This window comes from Desulfovibrio sp. GTC20076, assembly GCF_055385905.1.
Genome location: NZ_AP039366.1, coordinates 1,670,471 through 1,696,227, shown reverse-complemented (window position 1 = coordinate 1,696,227; position 25,757 = coordinate 1,670,471). Strand labels below are relative to the sequence as shown.

The 25,757-nt window shown below is 60.0% G+C and carries 21 protein-coding genes and 1 tRNA gene; 11 read left to right on the top strand and 11 right to left on the bottom strand.

What is annotated here, in order from left to right; all coding sequences use genetic code 11:
* The first annotated feature begins 28 nt into the window (after positions 1-28).
* Positions 29-394 carry a diacylglycerol kinase gene (locus ACZ495_RS07440; RefSeq protein ID WP_072311878.1) on the top strand — a complete coding sequence of 122 codons (366 nt, stop codon included), beginning with the start codon at positions 29-31 and terminating at the stop codon, positions 392-394.
* On the opposite strand, the gene ACZ495_RS07435 is transcribed toward ACZ495_RS07440, so the two are convergent.
* The 8 genes from ACZ495_RS07435 to ACZ495_RS07400 all read right to left on the bottom strand — a co-directional run bounded on the left by ACZ495_RS07435 (position 372) and on the right by ACZ495_RS07400 (position 10,651).
* Entirely contained in the window at positions 372-1,466 is a 1,095-nt protein-coding gene (locus ACZ495_RS07435) for a sulfatase-like hydrolase/transferase (RefSeq protein ID WP_394026125.1), read from the bottom strand. The genes ACZ495_RS07440 and ACZ495_RS07435 overlap by 23 nt on opposite strands.
* 459 nt (positions 1,467-1,925) lie before the next feature.
* Positions 1,926-2,690 carry an NADH-quinone oxidoreductase subunit B family protein gene (locus ACZ495_RS07430; RefSeq protein ID WP_012624406.1) on the bottom strand — a complete coding sequence of 255 codons (765 nt, stop codon included), beginning with the start codon at positions 2,688-2,690 and terminating at the stop codon, positions 1,926-1,928.
* Positions 2,691-2,699: 9 nt separating this feature from the next.
* Positions 2,700-4,397 (bottom strand): hydrogenase large subunit, encoded by a 1,698-nt coding sequence (locus ACZ495_RS07425; RefSeq protein ID WP_464261992.1) that lies wholly within the window; start codon positions 4,395-4,397, stop codon positions 2,700-2,702.
* Positions 4,398-4,554: 157 nt separating this feature from the next.
* Positions 4,555-6,048 (bottom strand): proton-conducting transporter transmembrane domain-containing protein, encoded by a 1,494-nt coding sequence (locus tag ACZ495_RS07420; RefSeq protein ID WP_464261991.1) that lies wholly within the window; start codon positions 6,046-6,048, stop codon positions 4,555-4,557.
* Positions 6,049-6,053: 5 nt separating this feature from the next.
* Positions 6,054-6,677, bottom strand: coding sequence for a hydrogenase-4 component E (locus ACZ495_RS07415; RefSeq protein ID WP_012624409.1), 624 nt, complete (start codon positions 6,675-6,677; stop codon positions 6,054-6,056).
* 4 nt (positions 6,678-6,681) lie between these two features.
* The gene (locus tag ACZ495_RS07410) at positions 6,682-7,623 is read right to left on the bottom strand and encodes a respiratory chain complex I subunit 1 family protein (protein WP_012624410.1); all 942 of its coding nucleotides are present in this window, start codon (positions 7,621-7,623) and stop codon (positions 6,682-6,684) included.
* A complete protein-coding gene (locus tag ACZ495_RS07405; RefSeq protein WP_464261990.1) occupies positions 7,620-9,668 on the bottom strand; it encodes a proton-conducting transporter transmembrane domain-containing protein in 2,049 nt (682 codons plus the stop codon). Before ACZ495_RS07405 ends, ACZ495_RS07410 begins: the two co-directional genes overlap by 4 nt.
* Before the next feature lie 26 nt (positions 9,669-9,694).
* Positions 9,695-10,651: a UDP-glucuronic acid decarboxylase family protein gene (locus ACZ495_RS07400; RefSeq protein WP_072311134.1), complete on the bottom strand. Its 957-nt coding sequence runs from the start codon at positions 10,649-10,651 to the stop codon at positions 9,695-9,697.
* Between the two features lie 147 nt (positions 10,652-10,798).
* Between ACZ495_RS07400 and ACZ495_RS07395 the strand changes: the two genes are divergently transcribed.
* The 10 genes from ACZ495_RS07395 (at position 10,799) to gcvPB (ending at position 21,720) form a co-directional block, all read left to right on the top strand.
* Positions 10,799-11,620 carry a TatD family hydrolase gene (locus ACZ495_RS07395; protein WP_012624413.1) on the top strand — a complete coding sequence of 274 codons (822 nt, stop codon included), beginning with the start codon at positions 10,799-10,801 and terminating at the stop codon, positions 11,618-11,620.
* 538 nt (positions 11,621-12,158) lie between these two features.
* Positions 12,159-12,995 carry a phosphate ABC transporter substrate-binding protein gene (locus tag ACZ495_RS07390; RefSeq protein ID WP_407844679.1) on the top strand — a complete coding sequence of 279 codons (837 nt, stop codon included), beginning with the start codon at positions 12,159-12,161 and terminating at the stop codon, positions 12,993-12,995.
* A gap of 58 nt (positions 12,996-13,053) precedes the next feature.
* On the top strand, positions 13,054-13,941 hold the full coding sequence (locus ACZ495_RS07385) for a PstC family ABC transporter permease (protein WP_232088738.1): 888 nt from the start codon (positions 13,054-13,056) through the stop codon (positions 13,939-13,941).
* Positions 13,938-14,825, top strand: a complete 888-nt coding sequence (locus tag ACZ495_RS07380) for a PstA family ABC transporter permease (RefSeq protein ID WP_464261989.1) — start codon at positions 13,938-13,940, stop codon at positions 14,823-14,825. Before ACZ495_RS07385 ends, ACZ495_RS07380 begins: the two co-directional genes overlap by 4 nt.
* Positions 14,822-15,625, top strand: a complete 804-nt coding sequence (locus ACZ495_RS07375; protein ID WP_407844677.1) for a phosphate ABC transporter ATP-binding protein — start codon at positions 14,822-14,824, stop codon at positions 15,623-15,625. Before ACZ495_RS07380 ends, ACZ495_RS07375 begins: the two co-directional genes overlap by 4 nt.
* A gap of 181 nt (positions 15,626-15,806) precedes the next feature.
* Entirely contained in the window at positions 15,807-16,790 is a 984-nt protein-coding gene (locus tag ACZ495_RS07370) for a lipoate--protein ligase (protein ID WP_012624418.1), read from the top strand.
* A 242-nt stretch (positions 16,791-17,032) separates the two neighbouring features.
* Complete coding sequence (gcvT, locus tag ACZ495_RS07365) at positions 17,033-18,115, top strand: glycine cleavage system aminomethyltransferase GcvT (protein WP_012624419.1); 1,083 nt, start codon at positions 17,033-17,035, stop codon at positions 18,113-18,115.
* A gap of 120 nt (positions 18,116-18,235) precedes the next feature.
* On the top strand, positions 18,236-18,622 hold the full coding sequence (gene gcvH, locus ACZ495_RS07360) for a glycine cleavage system protein GcvH (protein ID WP_012624420.1): 387 nt from the start codon (positions 18,236-18,238) through the stop codon (positions 18,620-18,622).
* Between the two features lie 321 nt (positions 18,623-18,943).
* Entirely contained in the window at positions 18,944-20,275 is a 1,332-nt protein-coding gene (gene gcvPA / locus ACZ495_RS07355) for an aminomethyl-transferring glycine dehydrogenase subunit GcvPA (protein ID WP_464261988.1), read from the top strand.
* The gene (gene gcvPB / locus ACZ495_RS07350; protein ID WP_012624422.1) at positions 20,272-21,720 is read left to right on the top strand and encodes an aminomethyl-transferring glycine dehydrogenase subunit GcvPB; all 1,449 of its coding nucleotides are present in this window, start codon (positions 20,272-20,274) and stop codon (positions 21,718-21,720) included. Before gcvPA ends, gcvPB begins: the two co-directional genes overlap by 4 nt.
* 391 nt (positions 21,721-22,111) lie before the next feature.
* Here gcvPB and ACZ495_RS07345 read toward each other — a convergent pair.
* From ACZ495_RS07345 to ACZ495_RS07335, 3 genes are all read right to left on the bottom strand, one after another.
* A tRNA-Asn gene (locus ACZ495_RS07345) sits at positions 22,112-22,187 on the bottom strand.
* Positions 22,188-22,249: 62 nt separating this feature from the next.
* Complete coding sequence (locus ACZ495_RS07340; protein ID WP_464261987.1) at positions 22,250-22,981, bottom strand: epoxyqueuosine reductase QueH; 732 nt, start codon at positions 22,979-22,981, stop codon at positions 22,250-22,252.
* Entirely contained in the window at positions 22,954-25,755 is a 2,802-nt protein-coding gene (locus ACZ495_RS07335) for an Rne/Rng family ribonuclease (protein WP_464261986.1), read from the bottom strand. The genes ACZ495_RS07340 and ACZ495_RS07335 overlap by 28 nt, the downstream gene beginning before the upstream one ends.
* Between the last annotated feature and the right edge of the window lie 2 nt (positions 25,756-25,757).

Below are 25,757 nucleotides of genomic sequence, written 5' to 3'. Positions count from 1 at the left end.
TGGGCCGCGCCCCTCATAAAGGACTGCCATGCTGAAAAAAATATGCGATGTACTTTACAGGCGCTGTGTCGGGGCAACGCGTTATTCAGTGGCGGGATTCCGCGCGGCCCTTACCAAGGAAGAGGCTTTTCGTCTGGAACTGGCGGGCTTGGCCGTGCTTGTTCTTGTCCTGCTTGTAGTGCCGTGGCCCCTCTGGAAAAAATTTTTGCTGACAGGCTCATATCTCTTGATCCTTATTGTGGAATTGCTGAACTCCGCCATTGAGGATGTGTGTGATCTTGTCAGCAGCGAATATTCAGAGTTGATAAAAAATGCCAAAGATAAAGGATCAATGGCAGTTTTAACGGCGTTGCTCTGCAATGTGTTGCTGCTTATTGCCCTGATTTTGCTATAGCCGGTATTTTTTGAGCAAAAAGCTGCCCGAAATTTCTTTGCAGATAGTGATACATTTTACTTCTGTTCAATGGCGGGGAAGATTCATGCACACAAGGATGTGATTGCCCTGTGACGAAAAACAGAAAGGGAATGTAGCCGGAGGCTTCGCTGGTATACGATCTGTGGTCGCCCCATATGGCCACAGTGGTTCCTTCGGGCAGTTGCCGTATATAGGCGGCAAGGGCGGTGTCGGTGTGTCGGCACAGCGAGTAATAGACGTTGCGTGGTTCATCCGGAAATTGCAGGGCATTGCAGACCATTTCCGGCTGGTCCATGACGTGCATGTCCAGCGTGATGATAAAATGTAAAAAAGGTCCCTTGACGGGAATTTTTTTTGCCGCAAAGCCAAGCAGGTCCGTGTCAGCCGCAATGCCATCCGTCCATATGGCAACAGCAGGCACGCCTTCGGCCTGCATTTTTTCCAGCCCGCAAACATACTGCACCCCCTGACGCCGGTAGGCAACCTCCTGATTCATGTAGTTGCCCGGCATGCCATGGAAGGAATAGCTCGGGGAAATCTTTTGAGTCAGAAAACGCAAAAATGAGCCAGAATAATCTGTTTCATACTCATAGTGCAGGATGCTGTGTGAAGCGATACGCCCGGTAAATACTTCATAGTCGGAATTGGCAGACGCCATTTTTTTTGTGCCGTCCAGGCGCAATAGCACTGCATGGTCCAGCAGGTTGTGCAGAAAAGGCATAATGTATTCTGCTCGTGCCTTTTCTGTAAGCATTTCGTAGTCCAGAGCCTCTACTTGAATAAGAACGATTTTATCTGTGCAGGGAAGCAGCGGCAGGTTCTCAACGCCGTGTGGAGATTCCATCGGTTGCGTTTGCTTCTGCATGCGCCAGGGGTAGCCGGAACCCAGTTCCAGCGCATATGTGGCCAGATAGCCGCGTGCATGCAATGAACGTCGTTCCGGCGGGGTAGAACTGATTTTTCCGTTCACGGTGTCCTGGGGCCAGAATTCCCTGAGTGGCTGTACTGCGAAGCTGCTGCCCATGGCTACGGCAAAACTTGCAAAGGCCACTATTCCGACCTGTTTACGATAGGGCAATATTGTAATTTTGGATAAAAAAAATATCTGCACAAAAGCACAGATAACGAAAAACAGCGATTTTATAACAGGAATATGAAAAAGCACAGAAAGGCCAAGATGGCTTGCGTAGCGTGTGCCATGTATTATTGTGGAAATATTTGGTGGCACTTTAAGCGTTTCAGATACTGCGACACACACAATGCCAAAGATACATTGCATGACAATAAATAGTATACATATCTTACGGTTGAAAAATATAAAGAGACACAATGAGGCTGCTATGTTGATGCCCACGATGGGAAATGTGGGGCGGATGCTCCACCATTGACAGATAGAGCTCGACAGGGATGTCGCCAGAACCAGAAGAAACAAGTATAACCATGCGCGCGTTGCATCTGTCATATACCGTTCCGGTTTGCTCAAAAGTTGCTCGCCTATGGCGAAAAAATTTTATTCCCGCAACATTAGCAAACCGTCCAGAATAGTCCAGGGGTTGGGTGGGCAGCCCGGAACAAAAAGGTCCACGGGCAAAATATCTGCAATGCCGTTATTACACTGTGGGGCATCGCGGAAAAGCCCGCCCGATATGGCGCAGGCCCCCACAGCCACCACGAGGCGTGGTTCCGGCGTGGCGTTATATGTATCAATAGCTGCCAGCCGCATGTTTTCAGAAACAGGACCGGTAAGCACGATGCCGTCGGCGTGTCGTGGCGAAGCGACAAAATCAATACCGAAGCGCGGCAGGTCAAACACAAGGGTTCCGAGCACGTTACAATCGGCTTCACAGGCGTTACAGCCCGCAGCGCTCACCTGACGCAGCTTGAGGGAACGCCTGAATATGGCAAATTTACCCGGCACAGGGGGCGTTGCGGGCTGCGTCACAGGTTTTCCGGGTACTATCAGCAGATCTTCGCGCCTGAAGGCCGCCATGCGGTGTTCACCCGTAAACGTGATGGCCTGCTTGGGGCAGGCAGCGCGGCAGGCTCCGCAGAAGGTGCAGCGGCCCATATCCAGTGTTGGCGTACTGCCGGGTACGCCCTCTGTGGGCAACAGGGCGGCAGTGGGGCAGGCCGCATAACAGGCGCGGCAGTCACCGCAATCCACAGGGATCAGGCTTGGACGGCCCATGTACCGGGGCGAGAGTGTGGGCTGTTGGTGTGGATAGTCCAGCGTGCGGTATTTCTGATGAATGCGTTCCTTGATGATGCGCAACATGTCAAAACCTCACAGGTCATGCCCGCAATAAGAGAGGTTGAAGCTCTTGTTGCAGAGGGGAAAGTCTGAAATCTGGTTGCCACGCAGGGCCATGGCCAGCCCTGCCCAGTTATGGAAAGAAGGGTCGACAACCTTGTAGACCAGCAGGCGCCCCCGGGAGTCAGTAAGCCCCACATGGCATACTTCGCCGCGCCAGCCTTCTACCAGTGCCACCGCCAGGGTGTCCGGCGGCAGAGCATCAAAAGAGGCGGCCTCAGCCGCTGTGCCGGAAGTATTGGTTGCTGCGGCAGTGGCGGGTGCGGAAACCGTACTTTCCGCCGTTGCTGCATTTTTTGTGTGGGGCAACGCCCCCAGCCGGGCAAGGTCAAACTCCAGCAGGCGCAGACTGTCGTCCAGTTCGCGGCTGCGCACAAGGGTGCGGGCCATGACGTCGCCCGTTATTTCCAGCCGGGGCGCGCATCCTTCGCAAGGCAGATCGCTGAGGGGCATGTGAAAACGCGCATCCACGTCCAGCCCGCAGGCACGTGCGGCAACACCCACAAGACCCAGTTCACGGGCTGTGGCAGGTTCCACCATGCCGGTATCCGCAAGGCGGTTACGCACGGTCACGGCATCAAGCATCACGTCCACCGAACCGCGCGCATCGTGCCAGGCCGCACGAACGCGGGCGAGCATATCAGCACATTCCGATGGGGCAAGGTCGTAGGCCACGCCCCCCGGGCGCAGCAGCCCCCTGCCGAAACGGTTCCCGCACAGGCTGGCGGTTATATTGAGAAAATCGCCGCGGATGCGGCCATTCCATGAGGCAGTGGGCAAAAAGCCCGTATCGCCCGCAATGGCTCCAAGGTCGCCCGTGTGGTTGGCGAGGCGTTCCAGCTCAAGGCCAATGCGGCGCAACAGCTGGGCGCGTTCATCAGGCTGTTGCCCGGTCATGCGCTCAAGCAGCACACAGTGGGCCGTGGCATGGGCAACGGTGCTGTCGCCAGCGGCGCATTCCAGCAGGTGCAGGCGACGGCCGGCAGGCCCTTGAGTGATCATGGCCTCAAGGCCCCGATGCTGGTAGCCCAGCGCTATTTCCAGATGCAACACATTCTCGCCGTAGCACTGAAAACGAAAATGCCCGGGTTCGATGATGCCCGCATGTACAGGCCCCACGGCAACTTCGTGTACATCTGCCCCTTCTACCCGGTAAAAGGGATATGGCAGTGTCTGGGGCCGTGCAGAAGCCGTCAAGGCCGGAGAAGGAACTACTTCCGCAGATTCCTGGGCAGGGGCGGCGCTGCTGGTTTGGCTTTCCGCGGCATTGCGCGCTGCGGCTTCGGCGCTGTCGGGGATGCGCCGCACACTTTTGAGCCAGGGATGCCCCACCGGCTCCACGCCCCACTGTTCGTAAATCTCGCGCTCGAAATAGTGCAGTTGCGGCAATTCCGGCGTCATTGATACAAAGGCCGTCACCGGCGGCGTGCATCGGGCCATAAGGCGGCGCGTACCGTCATGGGCCAGTATGCAGCAAAGGCTTACGGCACGGGGCTGTTCCGGTGTGTCATCGTTGTGCGCGTCAAGGGGGGCATCCATGTCAGGAATGCCGAAAAAGGCCAGTACGCGCCATCCACCGGCCAGGGCGTGCCGGAGAATGTCCCGCAGTTCAGATACGGAATGACGCCCCAGTTTTTTCAGGGTTACCGCCTCACGGTAGTCGAACGACATCAAGATCCTCCTGGAGCATTTTATCTTTGCGAATACATGTTCTCAAAGGTTTCAAATGCTCGCTGCGGTGTTTGGCAGTGCAAATACGCTGCACCTACACCTTCGTAGCGGACGCCTGCTCATGCAGCCGCCGGAACAATGTTAAAACAACACTGCTCTAGCCGCCGATAAGGGCCGCGCCCTGCCGCAAAAAATTCCACAGCCAGTCGGGTATCCACAGGCCCAGTGTCAGTACGCCCATGCCGAGCGCCAGGGGCGGAAGCACGCTCAGCAGCGGCTCGCGCGGATTCTGGGGCATGTCTGTGGGGCGGCTGCCTTGCACCATGCGCAGCACCGCTACCGAAAGGCCCACAAATATTACGGCCAGAGCCAGCAGATAGGCGGCGGCCAGAAAAGGGGATCCGGCAGCAAGCATTCCTTTGAATATAATGAATTCGCTGATGAAAATGCCGAAAGGCGGCGAACCGGCCACTGCCAGAAATCCGGCCATCCACAGGGCGCCTGTAACTGGCATGGTCCAGTGCATGCCGCGAATGTCGTAGCTCGAAAATGTGTGATAACGGGCCAGGATATTGCCGGAAAGTAAAAAGAGCATGCACTTGGTCAGCGAATGGCAGACCGCGTGCAGCATGGCTCCCGACACTGCCAGGCCACCAACGCCCACTCCAAGAGCCAGTATGCCCATATGCTCCACGCTGGAATAGGCCAGCATGCGCTTGTAATGCCCCTGGTCCACAATGAAGATGGCCGCCGTAATCAGCGACAGCAAACCGAAAAAGCTGAGCAGGCCGCTGCTGAAGCCGCCAAGCCCGGCGGCCAGCATGATCTGGTGGCCGCGCAGTATGCCGAGCATGGCACAGTTGAGCAGTGCGCCGGACAGCAGGGCCGAGACCAGCGAAGGGGCCTGACTGTGGGCATCGGGCAGCCAGTTGTGCAGGGGGGCCAGACCCATCTTTGTGCCGTACCCCACCAGCAGGAAAATAAACGCCGCCTTGAGCCAGGTTTCTTCTCCGGCGCGGGCGTGGCTGACATACCAGCCCACCTGGTTCATGCCTTCCACCATAGCTTCCATGCCTTCAGGCGTGTAAAAAGCCACAGAAAGCAGAATATTGCCCACCATGGCCAGGGCAATGCCCACGGAGCATATGATCAGGTATTTCCAGGTGGCCTCAAGGGAGCGCTGGTGGCGGTGAAAATAGATCAGCGGCGCGCTGGAAAGCGTGGTGGCTTCAATGCCCACCCATAATGCCCCAAGGTGCGGAGTGGTGGTTACCAGCGTCATTGATGCAAGAAAAAAGCACAGGCAGGCGGCCAGACGGCGCTGCGGCGCATTGGTGAAGCTGCGCCCGTCCTGAAAGGCGGTATGCACACCGAGGCTTTCTTCTTCACGCAGATAATACACAGCGTACACGGAGGCCGCCAGAAAGAGCAGGCTGGCCAGCATGAGAAAAAGCGCGCCCAGCGGGTCCGGTGCCAGCAGGCCGCCCAAGGCTTCCGGTTCGGCCCCGCTGGCCACGTTCCAGGTGGTCCAGGCGGCCAGCCCGGCGTGGGTCAGTCCTGTCAGGGGCAGCAGAATGCGGCACAGGGCACTTGTGCCAAGCAGCATGATACAGCCCGCCGCCAGCGGGAGAAAGAGCAAGGCTTCCAGCATGGCCGTCAATCCCTGAGGCTGCGAAAGCGGCCTACATCAATGGATTCAAAGGTGTTGCTGATGTGGTTGATGGCAATGCCCATAACAAAGACAGCCACAAACACGTCCAGCAGAAGAGCCAGTTCAAACCAGATGGTTCCTGCCGTCATCAGGGGCATGCCCAGCAGGAAAATTCCGTTTTCCGCCACGAGATAGCCGATGACCTGGGCCAGGGCCGTAGTGCGCCCCACCACAAGGATGAGCCCGCAAAAAAGCGTGGTCAGCGCCGTGGGCAGCAGCAGGGGCGGAAAAAGGGCGGGCAGGGTCAGCAGTCTGGCTTCAAGCCACAGCGAAAGTACAAGTCCTCCCATGCCGGCCAGCACCCCTACGGCCACATGCAGGCGGGGGCGCATACGTTGCCGCGCGTGCAGGCGTTCGCGGGTGCGCCACAGCAGCCCCGGCAGCAGAACACCCTTGATCAGCAGCACAGCCCCGGCCAGCAGGGCGTGATCCAGGCTGAGCAGCATGGCCGCCAGCAGTATGCCCTGAAACGCGGTAAGACGTATGAGCCACATAAGCCGTGTTGTGCCCAGCATGAGCAGGTTGTTCAGCATGAGCAGGAACAGGCAGGATTGCAAAAGGGATTCCATGCTTCTACCTCGCCTGGGTCAGGATGAGCGCCAGCGCAGCCATGGCCGATGCGCCGCCGAGCAGGTAAGGCACACGGTCCATGCGCAGACGCGCCATGACAGATTCCACAATGCCCACCACCACGGCCAGCAGCAGCACGATGAGTACGCGCAGCCCAGCCTGCTGCCACAGGGGCAGGGCGGGGGTAACCAGTCCGGCGATAAGCGCCGCGAAAAACCACAGTTTGAGCGCTGCACCGTAGACGATCATGGCCAGGTTGGGACCGGAATGGTCCAGCACCATAACCTCGTGGATCATCGTCAGTTCCAGGTGGGTGTTGGGATCATCCACAGGAATGCGGCAGTTTTCCACCAGCAGCAGAATAAAGAAAATGCACGGCAAAAGCAGAAGTTCGCCCCGGCCCATGGCCCAGGCTCCGGCAATCTGCCCCCCAAACATGGATGAAAGCGAAAAGGCCGCGTGCGGGCCGCGTCCCATATCCAGGGTGACGCTGGTAAGCACCAGCAACGCCAGAAAAAAGAGCGGTTCCGCCAGTGCCGCAAAGGTGGCCTCACGGCTTGCGCCCATGCCCTCGAAGGCCGAGCCGGTATCAAGGGCCGAAAGCATGATGGCAAAGCGGCCCATGCCGAGCAGATAGGCTGCCAGAATAAAATCGCCGCCGAAAGCCAGGGGCGAGGCCGCTCCGCCTAGCGGCAGCAGGGCAATGGCGCAAAGGGCGGTGGCCAGCGCTACCGCCGGACCGCAGGCAAAAACCCAGGTGGTTGTGCGGCTGATGACCTCGCCCTTGCGCATGAGCCGCGCGAGGTCATAATAGGTTTGCAGGAGGGGTTTGCCATGCCTGCCTGCAAACTTGGCCTTGACCCTGTTGATAATGCCGGGCAGCAGCGGAGCCAGAACAAGGGCCAGCGCAAACTGCACGAAATAGACGGCTATGTCTTGTCTCATGCGCTCAGCCCCCATACAAGCAGACCCACAACTGTGGCCAGAATGTAAAGAATATAAAGATGTATTTTGCCGTGTTGCATGATCTTGCAGGCATTGCACAGGCGCTCTATGCCTTCAAAAAGCGGGTCGTAGATGGAGCGGCGCAGGCGGTCAGGAGCGGAAACGCTCATTTCCCCCTTGTCGGGGAACAGACGTGAATCCAGCTGCATGCGCACTTTCAGGCCCATGCCGGGCGCGAATATCTTGCCGAGCGGTTCGGAAAATCCCGCATCAGTGTACTGGATGCGGGCCGTACCGCCCTGATAGCCGCAGCCCCAGGTGGGCATACTGCCCACGCTGCGCCTTTTGAGCAGCCGTTTGCGCAGGACAATGCCTGCCAGGGCAAGGCCCAGGGCAATGGAGCCGACCAGCGACACCATGGCAAGGCTGGCGCGCATCTGTTCTTGTCCTGCCAGGGCACCGGCCTGCATGTCGTTGGGCATGGGCAGGGCGGCCAGTCCCGTCATGGAGGCGAGGTCAAAAAAGAGCGGAGCCGCCAGACCGCCAAGCACACAGACTGCCGCGGGCAGGGCGAGAGGCCAGAGGGTTCGCCAGCCTGCGGGGCGGGCATTGGCCGCAAAGCCCGAACGTGGCTCGCCAAGAAAGGTGATGCCGTAGGCCTTGGCGTACAGGGCGGCGGCAAGGCCACTGATGAGAGCAAGGGTTACCAGCGCCAGCAAAAGCCCCACCTGCCGCTCCACGCCGGGCAGGCTTGGCCCGTCCAGCAGCGAAAGCGCCAGCACAAGCTCACCTGCAAAACCGTTAAGAGGCGGCAGGCAGGCAATGGCCGCTGCTCCAAGGGCAAAGGCCGCGCCAAGCAGGGGCAGGCGTTTTTGCAGGCCGCCCAACTGCTCCATACGCACAGTGCCTGTGGCATGCAGCACTTCTCCGGCGGACAGAAAAAGCAGTCCCTTGAAACCGGCGTGGTTCAGCATGTGCATAAGGCTGCCCGCAAAACCGAGGGTGGCTATCCATGCATTGCCGCAGGCCAGGCCTATGAGACCTGCGCCCACGCCCATGAGCATAAGTCCCATGTTTTCCACGCTGGAGTAGGCCAGCAGGCGTTTGAGGTTGCTCTGGCCCAGCGCTTTCAGAATGCCGGTCAGGCCGGTGGCAAGGCCCAGCAGCAGCAGGGTCCAGCCCCACCATTCGGGAGCCGCGCCGGGCGCGGCCAGCAGGCTGAGGCTGCGAATGATTCCGTACAGGCCCGCGTTGATCATGGCTCCGGAAAGCAGGGCCGAAACATGGCTTGGCGCGGCAGGGTGTGCCTCCGGCAGCCAGACGTGCATGGGGACAAGCCCGGCCTTGGCACCGAAACCGAGCACGGCCAGTGCAAAAAGGGCTGTCAGCACGCCGGAACCGGCGTCGCGCGCCACCCCCTGCATGACCGCGCCGCCCTGAAGGATGTCAAGCGATGTGGTTCCCGTGCTCTGCCAGAGCAGCACAAAAAAGGCCATAAGGGCCACGGCCCCAAGGTGGGCTGCCACTAGGTAGACCCATGAGGCGTCGCGCACCTGACGGTCGCCGTCATTAAATTCAATGAGAAAAAATGGCGCGAGAGACATAAGTTCCCAGGCCAGCATGAAAAGTACGGCATCACGCGCCGCCATAACAAGCGCCAGCCCGAGAATCAGCAGGATGTAAAAAAACCAGTGCGCCGCCAGGTTGTGTTCCTGCGGGCGGGTGTGCCGTAGTGCCATGCCTCCGGAGAGGGCGCACACAAGGCCAAGACCGAAAACCGGCAGCAGGAAAATACGGCTCAGGGGATCAAGCCCCAGAGTACAGGCCCCCACGGGCAGGCCCCAGGGCAGGCGCAGGGAGACAGCCTCGCCCCAGGGGGCGAAGGCCAGCGCGCACAGGCCCGCCAGACAGCCCGCCGCGGCTCCACAGGAGCCAAGCAGGTTGGCGGCCCGGCCGCTGCCCGCCGGAGAGGGCAGCAGCGCGAACAGGGCCATGGCGGCGGCAGCCGCCGCCAGGACAAGCAGGGTTATAATAAAGAGCGTCATGGCATAGGGTGGCTTTCGGGCAGTGGTCAGGCCATGCCCAGTTTTAACATGCTGTCAAAGTAGGCGATGGTCTTTTTCAAACCGTCTTCCAGCTTGACCTGCGGCTCCCAGCCGAGTTTTTCGCGGGCCAGCGTAATGTCGGGCCGCCGCTGTTTGGGGTCGTCACCGGGCAGCGGTTCGTAACTGATCACGGATTTGCTGCCGGTCATGTCCACGACCTTTTCTGCCAGTTCGCGAATGGTGAATTCGCCGGGGTTGCCCATATTCATCGGGCCGATGAAGTCTTCGGGCGAAGCCATGAAGCGGACCATGCACTCGATCAGGTCATCCACATAGCAGAAAGAGCGCGTCTGGCTGCCGTCTCCGTAAATGGTGATGGGCTGGCCCTTGAGCGCCTGAATGATGAAGTTGGACACCACGCGCCCGTCGTTGGGATGCATTTTGGGTCCGTAGGTATTGAAGATGCGCCCCACCTTGATGGGCAGGCCGCCCTGGCGCCAGTAAGAGAAAAACAGGGCTTCGGCGCAGCGCTTGCCTTCATCGTAGCACGAACGGATGCCGTTGGGGTTCACATGCCCCCAGTAGTCCTCGGTCTGCGGGTGTATTTCGGGGTCGCCGTACACTTCACTGGTGGACGCCTGATAGATGCGCGCCTTGAGCCTCTTGGCCAGCCCCAGCATATTGATGGCCCCGTGAACGCAGGTCTTGATGGTCTGCACCGGGTCGTGCTGATAGTGAATGGGCGAGGCCGGGCAGGCGAGGTTGTAGATTTCGTCCACTTCCACATACAGGGGAAAGGTCACATCGTGGCGGATAAGCTCGAATCTTCTGTTATCGAGAAATTCCTCCACATTGGCGCGGGCGCTGGAAAAGAAGTTGTCCACGCAAAGGACTTCATGTCCCTCGTTGAGCAGTCTTTCACACAGGTGCGAACCGAGAAAGCCCGAACCGCCCGTGACCAGTATACGTTTGCGGAGATGCATATTTCCCCCGGAAAAAGTGGTGTTAAATCAAAAAGTAGGACAACAAAACCAGTTCAGCATAGCGCTATTGCCCTGTCTTGGCAATGGCGCTGCTGCCGGGCCTTGCCCTTGCCCGCGCACGTTGTTATGTAACGGCGCGAGGTAAGCATGTCGAAAAAATCCACCAACCGCATTGATCCCGTTTCTGTTCCCCTGCCGCCGGAAGGTGTCGACAGCCACGCCCATCTGGACGGCGAGGAGTTTGACCTGGACCGTGAAGCCGTACTGGAAAGGGCCGCTGCCTGCGGCGTAAGCCATGTGGGCAATGTCTTTCTCAATCCCGGCCATCTCGCCGCCCGGCGGCACTATTTTGCGGATCACCCGCAGGTTTTCTTTCTGCTTGGCGTGCACCCCTGCCATGGGCGGGACTGCACGCCCCAGGTTATCGAAGCCATGCGCCAGGCCTTTGCAGAAGAGCCGCGCCTCAAGGCCGTGGGTGAAATCGGCCTGGATTTTTATTGGGACGATTGCCCCCGCGAAGTACAGTACGAGGTTTTTACCGCGCAGCTCAGGCTGGCCCGTGAGCTGGAGCGTCCTGTGGTGATTCACTGCCGTGAGGCTGAAAAAGAAACGCTCATGGTTCTGGAGTCGCAGGGTTTCGCCGGTTATCCGCTACTGTGGCACTGCTTTGGCAAAGGGCCGGACCTGGCCCGGCGCATCGTGCGCAACGGCTGGCATGTATCTGTACCCGGCCCCGTGACCTACAAGGCCAATGAAGAGCTGCGCGAAGCCGTAGCCTGCATTCCCTCCGACCGGCTCATGCTGGAAACCGACGCTCCGTATCTAGCTCCTGTACCCTGGCGCGGCAAGCGCAACGAGCCTGCCTTTACAGTGTTTACGGCGCGGGCGGTGGCGGAAGCGCGCGGGCAGGATGCGGAAGAACTGTGGCGGCAGTGCGGTGCCAATGCCCGGCGGTTTTTCGGCCTGTAGACAGTGTCGTCACGTATACCTTTCATGATATCTCTGCGTCGAATTTTTCCTTGATATGACAGGCAAAATCATTTCGGGACGACACGGTTTCGGGCGGGGATATGCTGTTGCACCCTTGCCTTTCGTCCAAAACTGAAACGTCCAGCCGGACCAAAGGCGGGGCACCCCGGCGCGGCTTGACCGGCCCCCGCGCATCAGATAAACCCGAGCTATGGGTATTCCTTTCAGATTCCACGCGGCTTTGCCGCGATGCGCCGGCCGTACCGATCTTGCGGTTTTGGCGGTCAATGCGGGCAGTCTGCCGGATATGGCGGGGCTGGTCGCACAGGAACCCCTGTTCTTTTTTTCCGGCATCACCTGACTGCCTGTCGGGTGGGGCTGGATGTCTCCCTTGTCCGTCTAGCGGGCAGTTTTTGTACTGCGCCGCAAGGGCAGCTTTCCATCTTCTACCTGACTCCCGGCGATGTAATCGCGTCTGTTGCTGTTCACTGCGTGGCGCGTCCGCGCTTTCTGTTCACGCTAACCGTAGGAGACTGTCATGAAACGTATAATTCTTGCGGCTGTTCTGCTTATGTGCGGCCTCGGCGCGGCCTTTGCTGCCTCGCCTTCCGCCCCTCTGGATGCATTCAGGGGGCAGAAGGGAGTTGTGGATATTGCGGGAGGTACGGCCCACATTCCTGTTATGAAAGAGGCCGCCAGGCAGATCATGGCCGTTAACCCGGACGTACGCATTACTGTGGCAGGGGGCGGCTCCGGCGTGGGTGTGCAGAAAGTGGGCGAGGGCATTGTGCAGATCGGCAATACCGGCCGCGCCCTCAAACCTGCGGAAGTGGAAAAATACGGTCTTGTGACCTTTCCATTTGCCATTGACGGCGTGGCTGTGGCTGTCAATCCGGCCAACAGGGTCACGGGGCTGACCAAAGCCCAGATAAAGGATGTTTTTTCCGGCAAAATAGCCAACTGGAAGGAAGTGGGCGGTGCTGACGCTCCCATATCTCTCTATGTGCGCGAAGACGGCAGCGGCACGCGCGAAACGTTTGAAGAACGCGCCCTGGACAAGGGCGTCGCAGCGTCCAAAGCCAACGTGGTCAGTTCCAACGGGGCCATGAAAACAGCTGTCAGCCAGGATCCCAACGCCATCGGCTATGTGGGCATCGGCCATCTGGACAACAGCATCAAGGGCATAAGCATTGACGGTGCCACTCCCAGTCAGGAAAACGCCGCTTCAGGCGAGTACAAGGTTACGCGCCTTCTGTACATGAACACCAAGGGCGAACCGCAAGGCCTGACCAAGGCCTTTGTGGAATATATCTTCACTCCCGCCGGGCAGGATATCGTATCCGGTGCCGGCTACATCCCCTATGTCAAGAAATAGGAATCGCTCCGCCCGCCAGGCCGGGGGCGCTGCGGCGCTTCCGGCTGCGGACCGCCATATGCGGGATAATACCGACAGCCCCGGCCGTCTTCTGCTGCTGGCCGTCTGGCTGGCAGTGCTGGCGGTTGTTCTGCTTTTCATGATGGTGCTGGCGGCGGCCCTGCCCACCATAAGCTCCCCGGGACCCGGCGGACCGCTGGACTGGCTGTGGCTGCCCTCGCAGGGGCGGTTCGGCATTCTGCCCATGTGTGTGGGGTCCCTGGCGCTGGCCTTACTGGCTCTGGGGCTGGGCTGGCCTCTGGCCCTGGGGCTGGCCTGCTGGCTGCTCACTGAAGAAAGCGCCACGGCGCGCCCCCTGACGCGCTTTGTGAACGGTCTGATCCGCTTCATGACGACGGTTCCCACAGTTGTTTATGGCTTTGCCGCCGTATTTCTGCTTACGCCCCTGGCGCGCACCGTGCTGGGCGGCACGGGCATGTGCCTGGCCTCCGCGGCTGTCATGCTGGTTCTGCTTGTTCTGCCGACCATGGTGCTCATCCTTATGGCCGGGCTGCGTCCCCGGCTGGACCGCCTCTGCCCCTGGGGGCTGGCCCTGGGTTTCAGCCGGCTTGACCTGTTGCGTCTTTTTGTGCTCCCCGGCTCGGGGCGTACCCTTGCCAGCGCTGCGGTGCTGGGCTTTGGCAGGGCAGTGGGCGATACGCTAATTCCCCTCATGCTGGCGGGCAACGCCACCCAGGTTCCCGGCGGTCTTGCCGAGAGCATGCGCAGCCTCACGGCGCACATGGCCCTTGTGACGGCCAATGAGGTGGGCGGAGCTGCCTATACTTCCCTTTTTGCCGCAGGACTTGTGCTTCTGGCCGTAAACACGGGGGCAAGCCTTGTGTTGCGCCGTCTTGTGCGGTCCTCAAGTGGCCCGGTCCCGGCAGGTAGCGGGGGGGCGGCATGAGATGCAGCCTGTTTTCGCAAGCATGGCTACGCTGGCTGTTGCGCTGCTGTGCCCTTGTTCCCTGTATTGCCGTGTTTTTTCTGCTGGCTTTTCTGCTGTATAAAGGTTTGCCCCAGCTGGGAGTGCCGTTGTTTTTCGACGATGTGCCGCCCCTGGATGCCCTGCTGGGCCGCCGTCCGGTGTGGGACGGCCTGTGGCCGGCCTGTGCCGGGACCCTGTATCTTGTGGGCCTGACCTTGGCTCTTGCGCTTTTTCCCGGGGTGGGCTGCGGCCTGTATCTGGCGGAATTTGCTTCCCCGCGTCAGGCTGCGCACATCCGTCTGGTCATGGATGTGCTGGCGGGTACGCCCTCCATCGTTATGGGGCTGTTCGGCTTTACGCTCATACTTTTTTTACGCTACTCCTTTGCGCCGGGGGCCAATACCTCACTGCTGCTGGCGGCCTGCTGTCTTGCGCTGCTGATTCTGCCCGTACTGGTAACGGCCACATGCGAAGCGCTGGAGGCTGTTCCCGGAAGTTTGCGACTTACCGGAACGGCACTGGGCTTCACCCGGCGGCAGCTTGCCCGGCGGCTTTTGCTGCCCGCCGCAGCGCCCGGCATCTGGGGCGGAATTATCCTGGCCATGGGCAGGGCGGCAGAAGACACGGCGGTGATCATGCTTACGGGCGTTGTTGCCAATGCTGGCCTGCCCGCCGGGCTGGGCGACAAGTTTGAGGCCCTTCCGTTTTCCATTTTCTACACGGCAGCGCAGTATCAGGATACTAACGAACTGCTGCGTGGTTTTGGCGCGGCTCTGGTCTTGCTTTTGCTGTCATCGTTTCTGCTTCTTTGCGCCCGCCGCATGGAGGTGCGCTTCCGCCGCCGCTGGCAGGGGGTATCATGAGTATAGCCGCCCGCATTGATGATCTCTGCGTGAGCTTCGGCCGCCGGGAAATTTTGCACCAAGTGTCTTTTGACATCCAGGCGGGGGGCATCACAGTGCTTGCCGGGCGCTCCGGCTCGGGCAAAACAACCTTGCTCAGGGCTTTGAACCGCCTGAACGAAACCTTCTCCCACTGTCGCACTTCGGGACGGGTCGAGCTTGATCTGGGGCAGGGGCTTGAGCCTGTATATCCCGCCCCAGGGGCGGCCGTGCGCTCTCTGGCTCTGTTGCGCAGCCGCGTGGGCATGGTTTTTCAGACTCCCAACGTGCTGCCCGTCAGCGTGGAGCGCAACCTTGTGTTGCCGCTTGCCGTGGTGGCAGGGCTGCCGGAAGCCGAATGCCGCCACCGGGCCGAAAATGCCCTTAAAAGCGTTGCCCTGTGGAGTGAAGTTAAAGACCGCCTGAGCATGAATGCCGACAGGCTTTCCGGCGGGCAGCAACAGCGGCTTTGCCTTGCCCGCGCCCTTGCGCTGGAACCCGCCATGCTGCTTCTTGATGAACCCACTGCCTCGCTGGATGTTCATGCCACGGCGGAAATAGAAGATCTTCTGCTGCAGCTTGCAGGGCAGTATCCGCTGGTAGTGGTCACGCATCATCCGCAGCAGGCCGTGCGCCTTGGAGATCGCCTGATTGTCATGGCTGACGGCCATGTCCGGCAACAATTCGAACGGGGCAGCATTGATGCCGACACACTGGCCCGGGTGCTGGCCGGAGCAGGTGCAGATTCGCCGGAAGCCGCGCCGGCATGCCTGCCGGGCTGACAGGCGCCTTGCCGTACACCCGGCAGTGCGGACAGGGGCAACCGCAGGCCTGCACCGCATTTCGCGAGCAAGACGCAGCGGCCAGGCGCACGGCCCGGAAATTTTGCCGATAATTTTGAAATTGCCCGCTGTTCCCTTGACCTTGTCACCTGAAGCGCGGCATTGTCCTGATGGAGGCCGCATGGAACACCTTACTTTTTCTACCCTTGATCCCGCCTTTAACCTCGCGCTTGAAGAGGCGCTGTTTGAGACGCTTCCAGCCGGTCATCCAGGGTATTTTCTGCTTTGGCAGAACGGCCCTTCGGTTATTGTGGGGCGCCACCAGTGTACGGTGGACGAAGTCAATGCCGATTTCATCCGGCGTGAAAACCTGCCAGTGGTGCGTCGTATCACCGGCGGCGGGGCTGTGTATCATGATACGGGCAATCTGAATTTTTCCTTTATTGAGCATGCCGGCGGCCGAGAAAAGGTGGATTTCCGGCGCTATCTTGAGCCGGTGTGCGCGGCTCTGGCCGATCTCGGCGTGCGTGCCGGAATTTCCGGTCGCAATGACGTGGAGACCGAGGGACGCAAGATTTCCGGCAGCGGGCAGATGCTGCGCCGGGGCAAGGTGCTGCACCACGGCACGCTGCTTATTGATGTGAACTTTGACCGCCTTGTGGAAGCCCTGAATGTGGACCCGGAAAAGATGCGCTCCAAAGGGGTGGCGTCGGTGCGGTCACGGGTAGGCAATATCTCGGAATACTGGCAGCCGGGCAGCGATATGGACGCGCTTGTGGCTGCGCTGGTCAGGCGGTGCGCATCGCGACCCGGCAGTGTGGGTGAAAGTATCATGGGCGAGGCGCACAGGCTTGCTGACGAAAAATACCGGCAGTGGAACTGGAACTACGGGGCCATGCCCAACTTTACCGAGCGCAAGCGGCAGCGCTTCGACTGGGGCACGGTGGAACTGCGCCTTGATGTGAAGCAGGGGCGTATCGCCTCCTGCGCCATTCTGGGAGATTTTTTCTGCAATGCCGGAGAAGGCATACAGGAACTGGAGCAAAGCCTCGCGGGGGCTTCCCGGGAGCCTGAAGAGCTGGAAGCCATTTTGCGGCAACTGGACATGGGCCGCTACTTCAGCGGCTGCGAGGCCGAAACCATGACGGCATTTTTCACGAGCTGAGGCGTAGTTGAGGGCGCGTCCGCCGCAGCCCTGCGACTGGTCCGGCCCATGCCGCCGAACCCCGTTTTCCCGTGCGGGCAGGCCCGCGCGGCACGGCAGTAATTTTTTTCACGCTCCTTGTGTCCGTTTTTTGCCGATGGTATCTTGCGGGCATATGTGCGTGCTGTTTGGTGTCCTCCGGGCGCCGCAGCCGATTACGGCACGGCGCAACAAGTTCAACCACCCCATATCAAGGAGAAACCATGTCAGACTTGCGTACCCCGCTGACCTCCTGGCATGAAGCCCAGGGAGCGAAAATGGCCCCCTTTGCGGGCTGGCTCATGCCCATTCAGTACGAGGGCATTCTTGCGGAACATCTCCACACCCGGAAACATGCCGGTATTTTTGACATCTGCCATATGGGAGAATTTCGCATTGAAGGCCCCGGCGCTACAGAGGCCCTGTCGCGCGCCGTAAGCCACAATCTTGAAACCCTGGCCCCCGGCAAGTGCCGTTATGGTTTTCTGCTCACGGAAAAAGGCGGCGTTCTTGACGATGGCATCATCTACCGTTTCGGGCCTGATTCCTTCATGGCCGTGGTCAATGCCGCCTGCGCCCCCGGCGATCTGGCAACCCTGCGCGCCCGCCTGCCTGAAAGTATCAGGATTACCGACATCTCGGCCGAAACCGGCAAGGTTGACCTGCAAGGCCCGGATTCACTGGACGTGCTTGAAAAGATCATGGGCGAAAATTTTCATGACCTCGGCTACTTTTCTTTTCGCGAAAGCAAGTGGCAGGGTGTGCCTGTGCTTGTGAGCCGTACCGGTTACACTGGTGAACTTGGGTATGAGCTTTATCTGCCCACGGACAAAACCGAGGCTTTCTGGAAAGCCCTGCTGGCCGATGAGCGCGTTAAACCTGTCGGCCTTGGCGCTCGCGACACGCTGCGCCTTGAGGCCGGTTTGCCGCTTTACGGGCATGACCTTGATGAAGAACATACGCCCGCCGAGGCGGGTATGGCCCGCATGATGACAAGCCAGGCCGACTATGTGGGCAGGGAAGGGGCACAGACCGTGCGCGAAGTGCTTGTACCCCTGCAGATCGAAGGCCGCCGCGCCGCCCGCCACGGCGATGTGCTGGCGCTGCCCGGCGGCGAGGCCGTAGGGCGCATCACCAGCGGTTCGTTTGCGCCCTCTTTGGGCTATGTTATTGCTTTTGCCTGGGTGGCTGCCGCCCATGCGGACAAGGAAGATTTTGTGGTGCGCGCCTCCAGAACGGAACTGCCCGCCAAAAAGGTGGAAATTCCCTTCTACAAAGAAGGCACGGCCCGCAAAAAGCTGGTCTGATCGCGCGGCGTTCTGCGAACCGCTTGTGGAGCAGACCTGCCGCCCGTCAAATACGTGAAGGCTTGTGCGCCGAGAGGGCGCGTATTGTTCCCCCCAACTACATATTTCAGGAGAATGCACATGGCTACCAATCCCTCGGACCTGTTGTACAGCAAGAGCCACGAATGGGTGCGCCTTGAAGGCGACGAAGCCGTGGTCGGCATCACCCACTTTGCCCAGGAGTCCCTTGGCGACATTACCTATGTGGAACTGCCGCTTGTGGGCGATGAAGTCAGCGAAGAAAGCGAATTCGGCTCCATTGAATCCGTCAAGGCCGCCAGCGACCTGGTATCGCCGGTGAGCGGTGATGTGATTGGTATCAATACCGCCCTGGAGCAGGCGCCTGAAAAGTGCAACGCCGACCCCTACGGCGAAGGCTGGCTCATGCGCGTCAAATTTTCCCGTAAGCCCGAAGGCCTGCTGGACGCAGCGGCTTACGAGTCCTTCTGCGCCACCGAAGGTCATTAGGTCACAGTTTTTCCGGCGTCTGGTTTTGCCGCACGGCAGTATTGCCGTGCGGCGGCCAGGTCCGGAGGAATGAACCGGACAGAGCGGGCAGCGGCACGCCCCGGCCGGAAAACAGGGCCTTTTTCGGCCTACAGGCGGCCGGAGGCCTCCCGGCCCTGTTCCAGCTTGTCTGCAAGGCATGCCGCCGCCGGATCTTTCATGAAACGGCGGGCAGAATGCCGCCGATTTGCCGCGCAAGCGAAAGCCACCCGCCGTTCCGTATCTGCGTCATCATGCTTTTTTCAGGCACACGTTCACGCGTAACATGCTCAAGGAGCGGATATGCCATACATCCCCCACACGCCGGAAGAGTTGCAGGAAATGCTCTCTGTGGTTGGCGTGCGCGATCTGGACGGCCTTTTTGCCGATATCCCCCCAGAAATGCGCCCCAAACAGTTCAATCTGCCCAAAGGCCAGTCCGAAGCCGCGGTTTGCGCCTATTTTGAAGGCCTGGCCGCCAAAAACTGCCCGGATCTCGTGTCGTTTCTGGGCGCGGGCTATTATGCTCACGACATCCCCAAAGCTGTGGATGCTCTTGCTGGCCGCAGCGAATTCTATACCTCCTACACGCCTTATCAGCCCGAATGCTCGCAGGGAACCCTTCAGGCCATCTTCGAGTTTCAGACGGCCATAAGCCGCCTCCTGGGCATGGATTGCGCCAACGCCTCCGTGTATGACGGCGGCACGGCCATTTTCGAGGCCGCCATGATGGCAGTGCGCTCCACCCGCCGCCGTGTGCTGGTGGTGGACGAGGCCGTCAATCCCATCTGGCGGGTCATGCTGGCTTCATACATCTCCAGCCTTGATCTTGAACTCAAGACCGTGCAGCAGGAAAAGGGCGTGAGCCGCCTTGACGCGCTCATGGCCGCCATTGACGACACCACCGCTGCCGTGATTGTGCAGAACCCCAACTTCTTCGGGGCCGTGGCGGACTACACCCAGGTATTCGCCAAAGCCCGCGCGCACAAGGCGTTCGGCGTCATTTCCGTGTATCCTGTCATGCAGTCCGTGCTGAAAACCCCCGGTGAAATGGGGGCGGACGTGGCGGTGGCCGAAGGCCAGAGCATAGGCATGCCCCTTTCTTTCGGCGGTCCCTATCTGGGGCTGATGACCTGCCGCAAGGAGCATATCCGCCAGTTCCCCGGCCGTATTGTGGGCCGTACCACAGATGTGGACGGCAAAACAGGCTACGTGCTTACCCTGCAGGCGCGGGAGCAGCACATTCGCCGGGCCAAGGCCACATCCAATATCTGCTCCAACCAGGCCCTGTGCGCCCTGCGGGCGCTCATCCACCTGTCCCTGCTGGGTCCCTGCGGGCTTACACGACTGGCGGAAAACAACATGGCCCTTACCCGTTACGCCGTGGAGCGCCTCACCTCCATCAAGGGTATTGAGCTTCTCAACGATGCGCCTTACGGCAATGAGGTGGCCCTGCGCCTGCCCATGCCCGCCCAGATGCTGGTGGATGCCCTGTTCGCGCACGGCTGCGTGCCCGGCTATCCTCTTGGCCGCTACTATCCCGGTATGGAAGACGTGCTGCTGCTGGCCTGCACCGAACGCAACAGCCGTCAGCAGATCGGCATGCTGGCCGAAACCGTGGGAGGTCTGCTGTGAAAACCATCTTCGCCAAATCCGTTCCCGGGCGCGGCGCGTTCTGCATAGAGTCCGACGCCCCCAAGGCTGCGGACATGCTGCCCGCCGGCCTGCTGCGCAAGGAAGAACCGGGGCTGCCCCAATGCTCCGAGCTGGATGTGGTACGCCACTTTACCGGCCTTTCAAAACTCAACTACAGTGTGGATGCCAATTTTTATCCGCTTGGCTCCTGCACAATGAAGTACAACCCCAAGTTTACTGAATACGTGGCCGCGCTGCCGGGGTTCGCGCGCCTGCACCCCATGCTTGCCCAACTGGGCGGCGCGGCGGGCTGCACCCAGGGCGCGTTACAGTGCATGTATGAAGCAGAAAACATGCTTTGCGAACTGACAGGCATGAAAGCCTTCACCCTGCAGCCCATGGCCGGGGCCAATGGCGAGTTTGTGGGCGTCAAGCTTATTGCCGCCTACCACAAGGCCAAGGGGCGTGACCGCAAGAAAATGCTCATCCCCGATGCTGCCCACGGCACCAACCCTGCCTCTGCCGCGCTGGCCGGATTCGAGACAATCAACCTTGAATCCCGCCACGGCATGGTAGACCCGGAAGCCATTATAGAAGCTATCCGCAAGCACGGAGAGGACGTGGCAGGGCTTATGATGACCTGCCCCAATACTCTGGGCCTTATGGAAGTGCATCTGCCCCGCATTGTGGCCGAGCTGCGCAAGATAGATGCGCTGCTCTACTACGACGGAGCCAATATGAATGCCATCATGGGCAAGATGCGCGTGGGCGATGTGGGCTTTGACGTGGTGCACCTCAATGTGCATAAAACCCTGTCCACCCCGCACGGTGGCGGCGGCCCCGGAGCGGGTCCCGTCGGCGTGAGCGAGTGCCTGCTGCCTTTCCTGCCCGCGCCCCGTGTGCGCAAGCGTGAGGACGGCTCCTACTTCCTCGACTACGATGTGCCGCAGTCCATAGGCTATATGGGGCCGTTTTATGGCAGCTTCGGCGTGATGGTCAAAGCGCTCGCCTACATGTTGCGCCTGGGAGGGGAGGGCCTTACCCGGGCTTCGGAATACGCGGTGCTCAACGCCAACTATCTGAAAAAGAAGCTTGAAAACACGCTGGATATTCCCTATGCCGACAGGCTGTGCGCCCACGAGTTCGTGGCCTCGGCCCCGCAGGAAACCCGTGCTCTGGATATTGCCAAGGCTCTGCTGGACCGCGGCTTCCATGCGCCGACCATCTACTTCCCGCTTATTGTGCATGAATGCATCATGGCCGAGCCGACGGAAACAGAAAGCAAGGAAACCCTGGATTCCTTTGTGCAGGCTCTTGAAGAGATCATGCTCCAGGCCAAGAGCGACCCGCAGGCCCTGCTGGATGCTCCCGTAACCCTGCCCGCGCGCCGTATGGACGAGACCGGGGCCGCTCGCAACATGATCCTTACGGAAGATATGGCCTAACGTCTTCGCGACAGCGGCAGTAATGCCCTAATCAGATATCAATAAACAGCAGCTCCCCCGGCTTTCGGGGGAGCTGCTGTTATTGCGAATGATGGACACAACAGGCCGCCTGCCAGGCAGTCGGACGCGGCGTCGTACCCTTGGGGACGCGGAAGCAGGAGCAGCAGCAAGAAGTGCTGAAAGCAGGCTTGCCGTCCTGTCGTGGGCTGTTCGCGTGTTGTTTGCTGTCCTGGAGACAGGCGGCAGCATTGCTGGTGCTGATCAGCCTACAGGCCGCTTGCATCGGCTGACGTAAAGGGGCAGTGCAAACAGTTTTGGTGCAGATTTGATGCAATTTTCCGGAAAAAGCACGAAAAAAGGGTTTGCGCTTACGCAAACCCTTGTTTTCTTCTGGCTCCCCGAGACGGACTTGAACCGCCAACCTAGTGATTAACAGTCACCCGCTCTGCCGATTGAGCTATCGGGGATCGTTGAGGCAAGGAAGTGTTTACGGAAAATCCGGGCTAAGGTCAAGCAAAAAGTGTAAAAATTACAGATTATTTTTTATGAGCCGTGCCAGCTTTTTTTCATAGCGCTCGGCTTCGCTGTAAATACAGCCGCAGTAGGGCTGGCGGTACAGCTCCAGAGACTTGGAGCGGTCAATGCCTTCCTGCCAGTCCGCGCGAAAATCCCGGTACACAAAATCCGGCCCTGCGTCTGCGGCTTGTGCCAGCCACGCCCCGGCTTCGCGGATAACCTCGTGAGGCTGATAGCGGGAATAGAGCAGGCTGCTGCTCACAAAGGCAAAGCCCAGCCGGGCGGCAGTGGCAAAGGCGGCCTCTATGCGGCTCGTGCAGCAGTAGGCACAACGCTGCGGAGCAGCATCACGTCCGGCCACAGCGCGCAGCCATGCGGTGATGTCCCAGCTGGCGTCGTCATACACAATGGGTATGCCCAGATGCCGTGCGCATTCTGTGGCGGCATCCCTGCGGCGCAGATATTCCGAAAGCGGGTGGATGTTGGGATTCATGTACCAGGCGGTAACTGCAAAACCTTCATCCAGCAGCCGGGTGGCAGGCATGATGGCGCACGGCCCGCAGCAGACGTGCAGTAAAAGGCTGCGCGAGTGGCGGGGCAGCTTTTCAGGCGCGGCAGGGGTAGCACAGCCGGGTGTGGTGGCCGCAAGAGAAGGCGTATGAACATCGGCGGCCTCCGGAAAGTCAGGCTTTCCGAAGGCCGTGCCGTTGGCGTTCGTTACGGACGAACGGATATTTCCAGACATTTGCCGTAGTCCTGCTCCATTTCGCGCAAGCTGTCGCGCTTGTGGTTGAGCAGATACAGAGCCAGTTCGGCAGACGTGCCGTAAACGCATTTTTCCTTGCTCTCGGCGCGCAGCATGCGGCGTAGTTCGCGCAGGGCCTGAAGAGCCTGCCACTCAAGGTTACGGCGCTGCCCTGTGCCGCCGCAGGCCGGGCATGGTTCCATCGTGATAGCCAGAGCCGAAGACCCGGTGCGCTGGCGCACCAGTTCCAGAAGGCCGAAAGCACTCATGCGGCCCACATCGTGGCGCGCGCGGTCGTTTTTCATGGCGGAGCGCAGGGTTTTTTCCACTTCAATGATATGCTTTTTATCGCGCATTTCAATGAAGTCAATGACAACCTGGCCGCCGATATCACGTAGCTTGAGGTGGCGGGCTATGGTTTCGGCAGCTTCCATGTTGGTCTTGTGCGCCATTGCCTCAAAATTGCCCTTGCCCGAAATTTTGCCGGAGTTGATGTCAACGGCCATAAGGGCTTCTGTCTGGTCGAAAACCAGCCTGCCGCCCGAGGGCAGCAGCACCTCGCGGGTGTATATCTGGTCCAGCTGACGGCGCAGGCTGAAGCGTTCCCACATGGATGTCCGCACATCGCTGTGCAGGCGCACCAGGTCGCTTTTGCGGGGGAAAAGCAGGTTGACGGTTTCGCGAATGCTCTGTGCCACGTCTTCGTTATCAACCCATATTTCGCCCACGTCATCCGTCAGATAATCGCGCACGGCGCGTTCCGACAGGCCCGGCTCCTGATAGATAAGAGACGGAGCCGTGACCTCCGTGGCCTTTTTACGGATGTCGCGCCAGACCCTCTTGAGGTATTGCAGGTCATTTTTGAGAGTCGTTTTGGTGGTCCCCGCGCTGACAGTGCGCACAATAACGCCCAACCCCTGGCCGGGATCAATGCCGTTCATCATTTCGCGCAGGCGGCTGCGTTCTTCTTCATCATCCACCTTGCGCGACACGCCGATCTGCTCCTGCCCGGGAGTGAGCACAAGAAAACGCCCGGCCAGCGAAAGCCATGTGGTCAAAAAAGCGCCCTTGCTGCCTGTGGGTTCTTTGACGACCTGTACAAGCACTTCCTGACCGGCCTTGAGTACCTTCTGGATAGGGGGAAACTTTTTGCCCTTGGCCGGTTCATGATGCGTCAGCCAGTACTCGGGGTGGATTTCGTCTATCTGCAAAAAGCCATTTTTTCCGGCGCCATAGCTTACAAACGCGGCCTGAAGATTGGTATCGATGTTGTGGATGACGCCCTTGTAAATATTGCCCTTGATTTTGCGCTGGTGCAGCATGTCCAGGTAATATTCCAGCAACTGGCCGTCTTCGGTCAACGCCACTTCCACCTGTTCGCCGGGCAGAACGCTGATGAACATGCGCCGCCGTGCGTTTGCCGACTCAGACTTGCTTTTGTGCTTGCCGGTCTCAGTGGGAGCGTTTTTTTTGCTGCTTGCCGCCGGGGCTGCGCCCGGGCTTTCCTTGGCGGCAGCTTCATCGGGGGCATTGCCGCTGACGGCGGGAGCCTGTGGGCTTTCTGCGGAAAAGCCTTCGTCCTCGTTCTGCAAAGAATCTTCACTGTGTACGCTGTCGGCGGCAGAGGTCCCGGCAGCCAGAGCGTCGCCATTTTCACCGTTCAGTTCTTTTTTGCGGTTCCGTCCGCGTCCTCCGCGCCGTCCGCGCCTGTTCTTGCGGCGCGGCACTTCACCGGAAGTTTCGGAGGCCTCGGCGCCTGCGCCGTTTTCTTCCTGAGGGACGGTCTCGCTGGTTGTGAGCGTAAGCGCCAGAAGTTCGGTATTTTCAATGGCAAGAGAGTTCCGTCCCGTCAGGGCCAGCCTTTCTGTGGCGGCCAGGGCCAGCACTGCTGTTTCCGTTTTTACAGTGCCGTGAGCGGCTGTCGGATGAGCGGCGGAAGAGGCGGCGGGCTTTGCCTTTTCGGCGTTGGCTGCCGAGCGGGGCTGCCCGGCCGTGTGCTCTGCCGCGTGTTCCGCTACGGCTGCTGCCGGGGCAGGGGGCGTGAGGTCTTTGCCTTCACGGGCGCTGCTGGAGGCCGGGGGGGTCGGCATGGCCGGCGCAGTCGCACCGGCGGAGGGCGGAGAAATTTTTTCAGCGGCGCCTGCAACCGTTGCTGCTGCGGCGGTCGACTTCGGCTGCGCCGGGGCGACCCTGCCTTCGGCAGCACTCTTGTCAGCGCTTTTGTCTGTCGTTTTTTTGCGGGCAGTGGCTGCGCGCGCTTTTGTTGCCGCGCGGGACCTGGCGGCGCTGGCTGCTTTTGCACCGGCTTCGGGTGCGCCTGCGGCAACAGTGCCGTCCTTGGCAGCGGCACTGGGAGCGGCAGTCTGTACCTTGTTTGCGGCCGTGTCCGCAGGGGCCTTGGCAGCATCAGCGCCCGGGAGATTTTCACCAGTTTGGCTTGCACTCTTGGGGGATTGCGCCACGCTGGGGGCTGCATCTTTGGCGTCCGGCGCTTTTGCGGCTACCGCTTTTGGAGCAGCGGTTCCGGCCGTGGCCTTGGTTGCGCTTTTGGCAGTTTTGGCGCCTGCGGCAGCAGAGGCTGTCTTGTCGGCAGGCGCGTCTTCAGAGCCACTTTTTGCGGTTCCGGCGGCAGGCTTGCCCGTGCTCTTTGTGGTCGCCTGTTTGCTTTTTGCGGTTGCGGCCTTGGGGGCCGTGCGCTTGGGATCTGCGGCGGCAGAGCTGGCGGCCCCCGGCGTTTTTTCTTCGGCCTTGGCTTTCTTTACGGTTTTTTCCACGC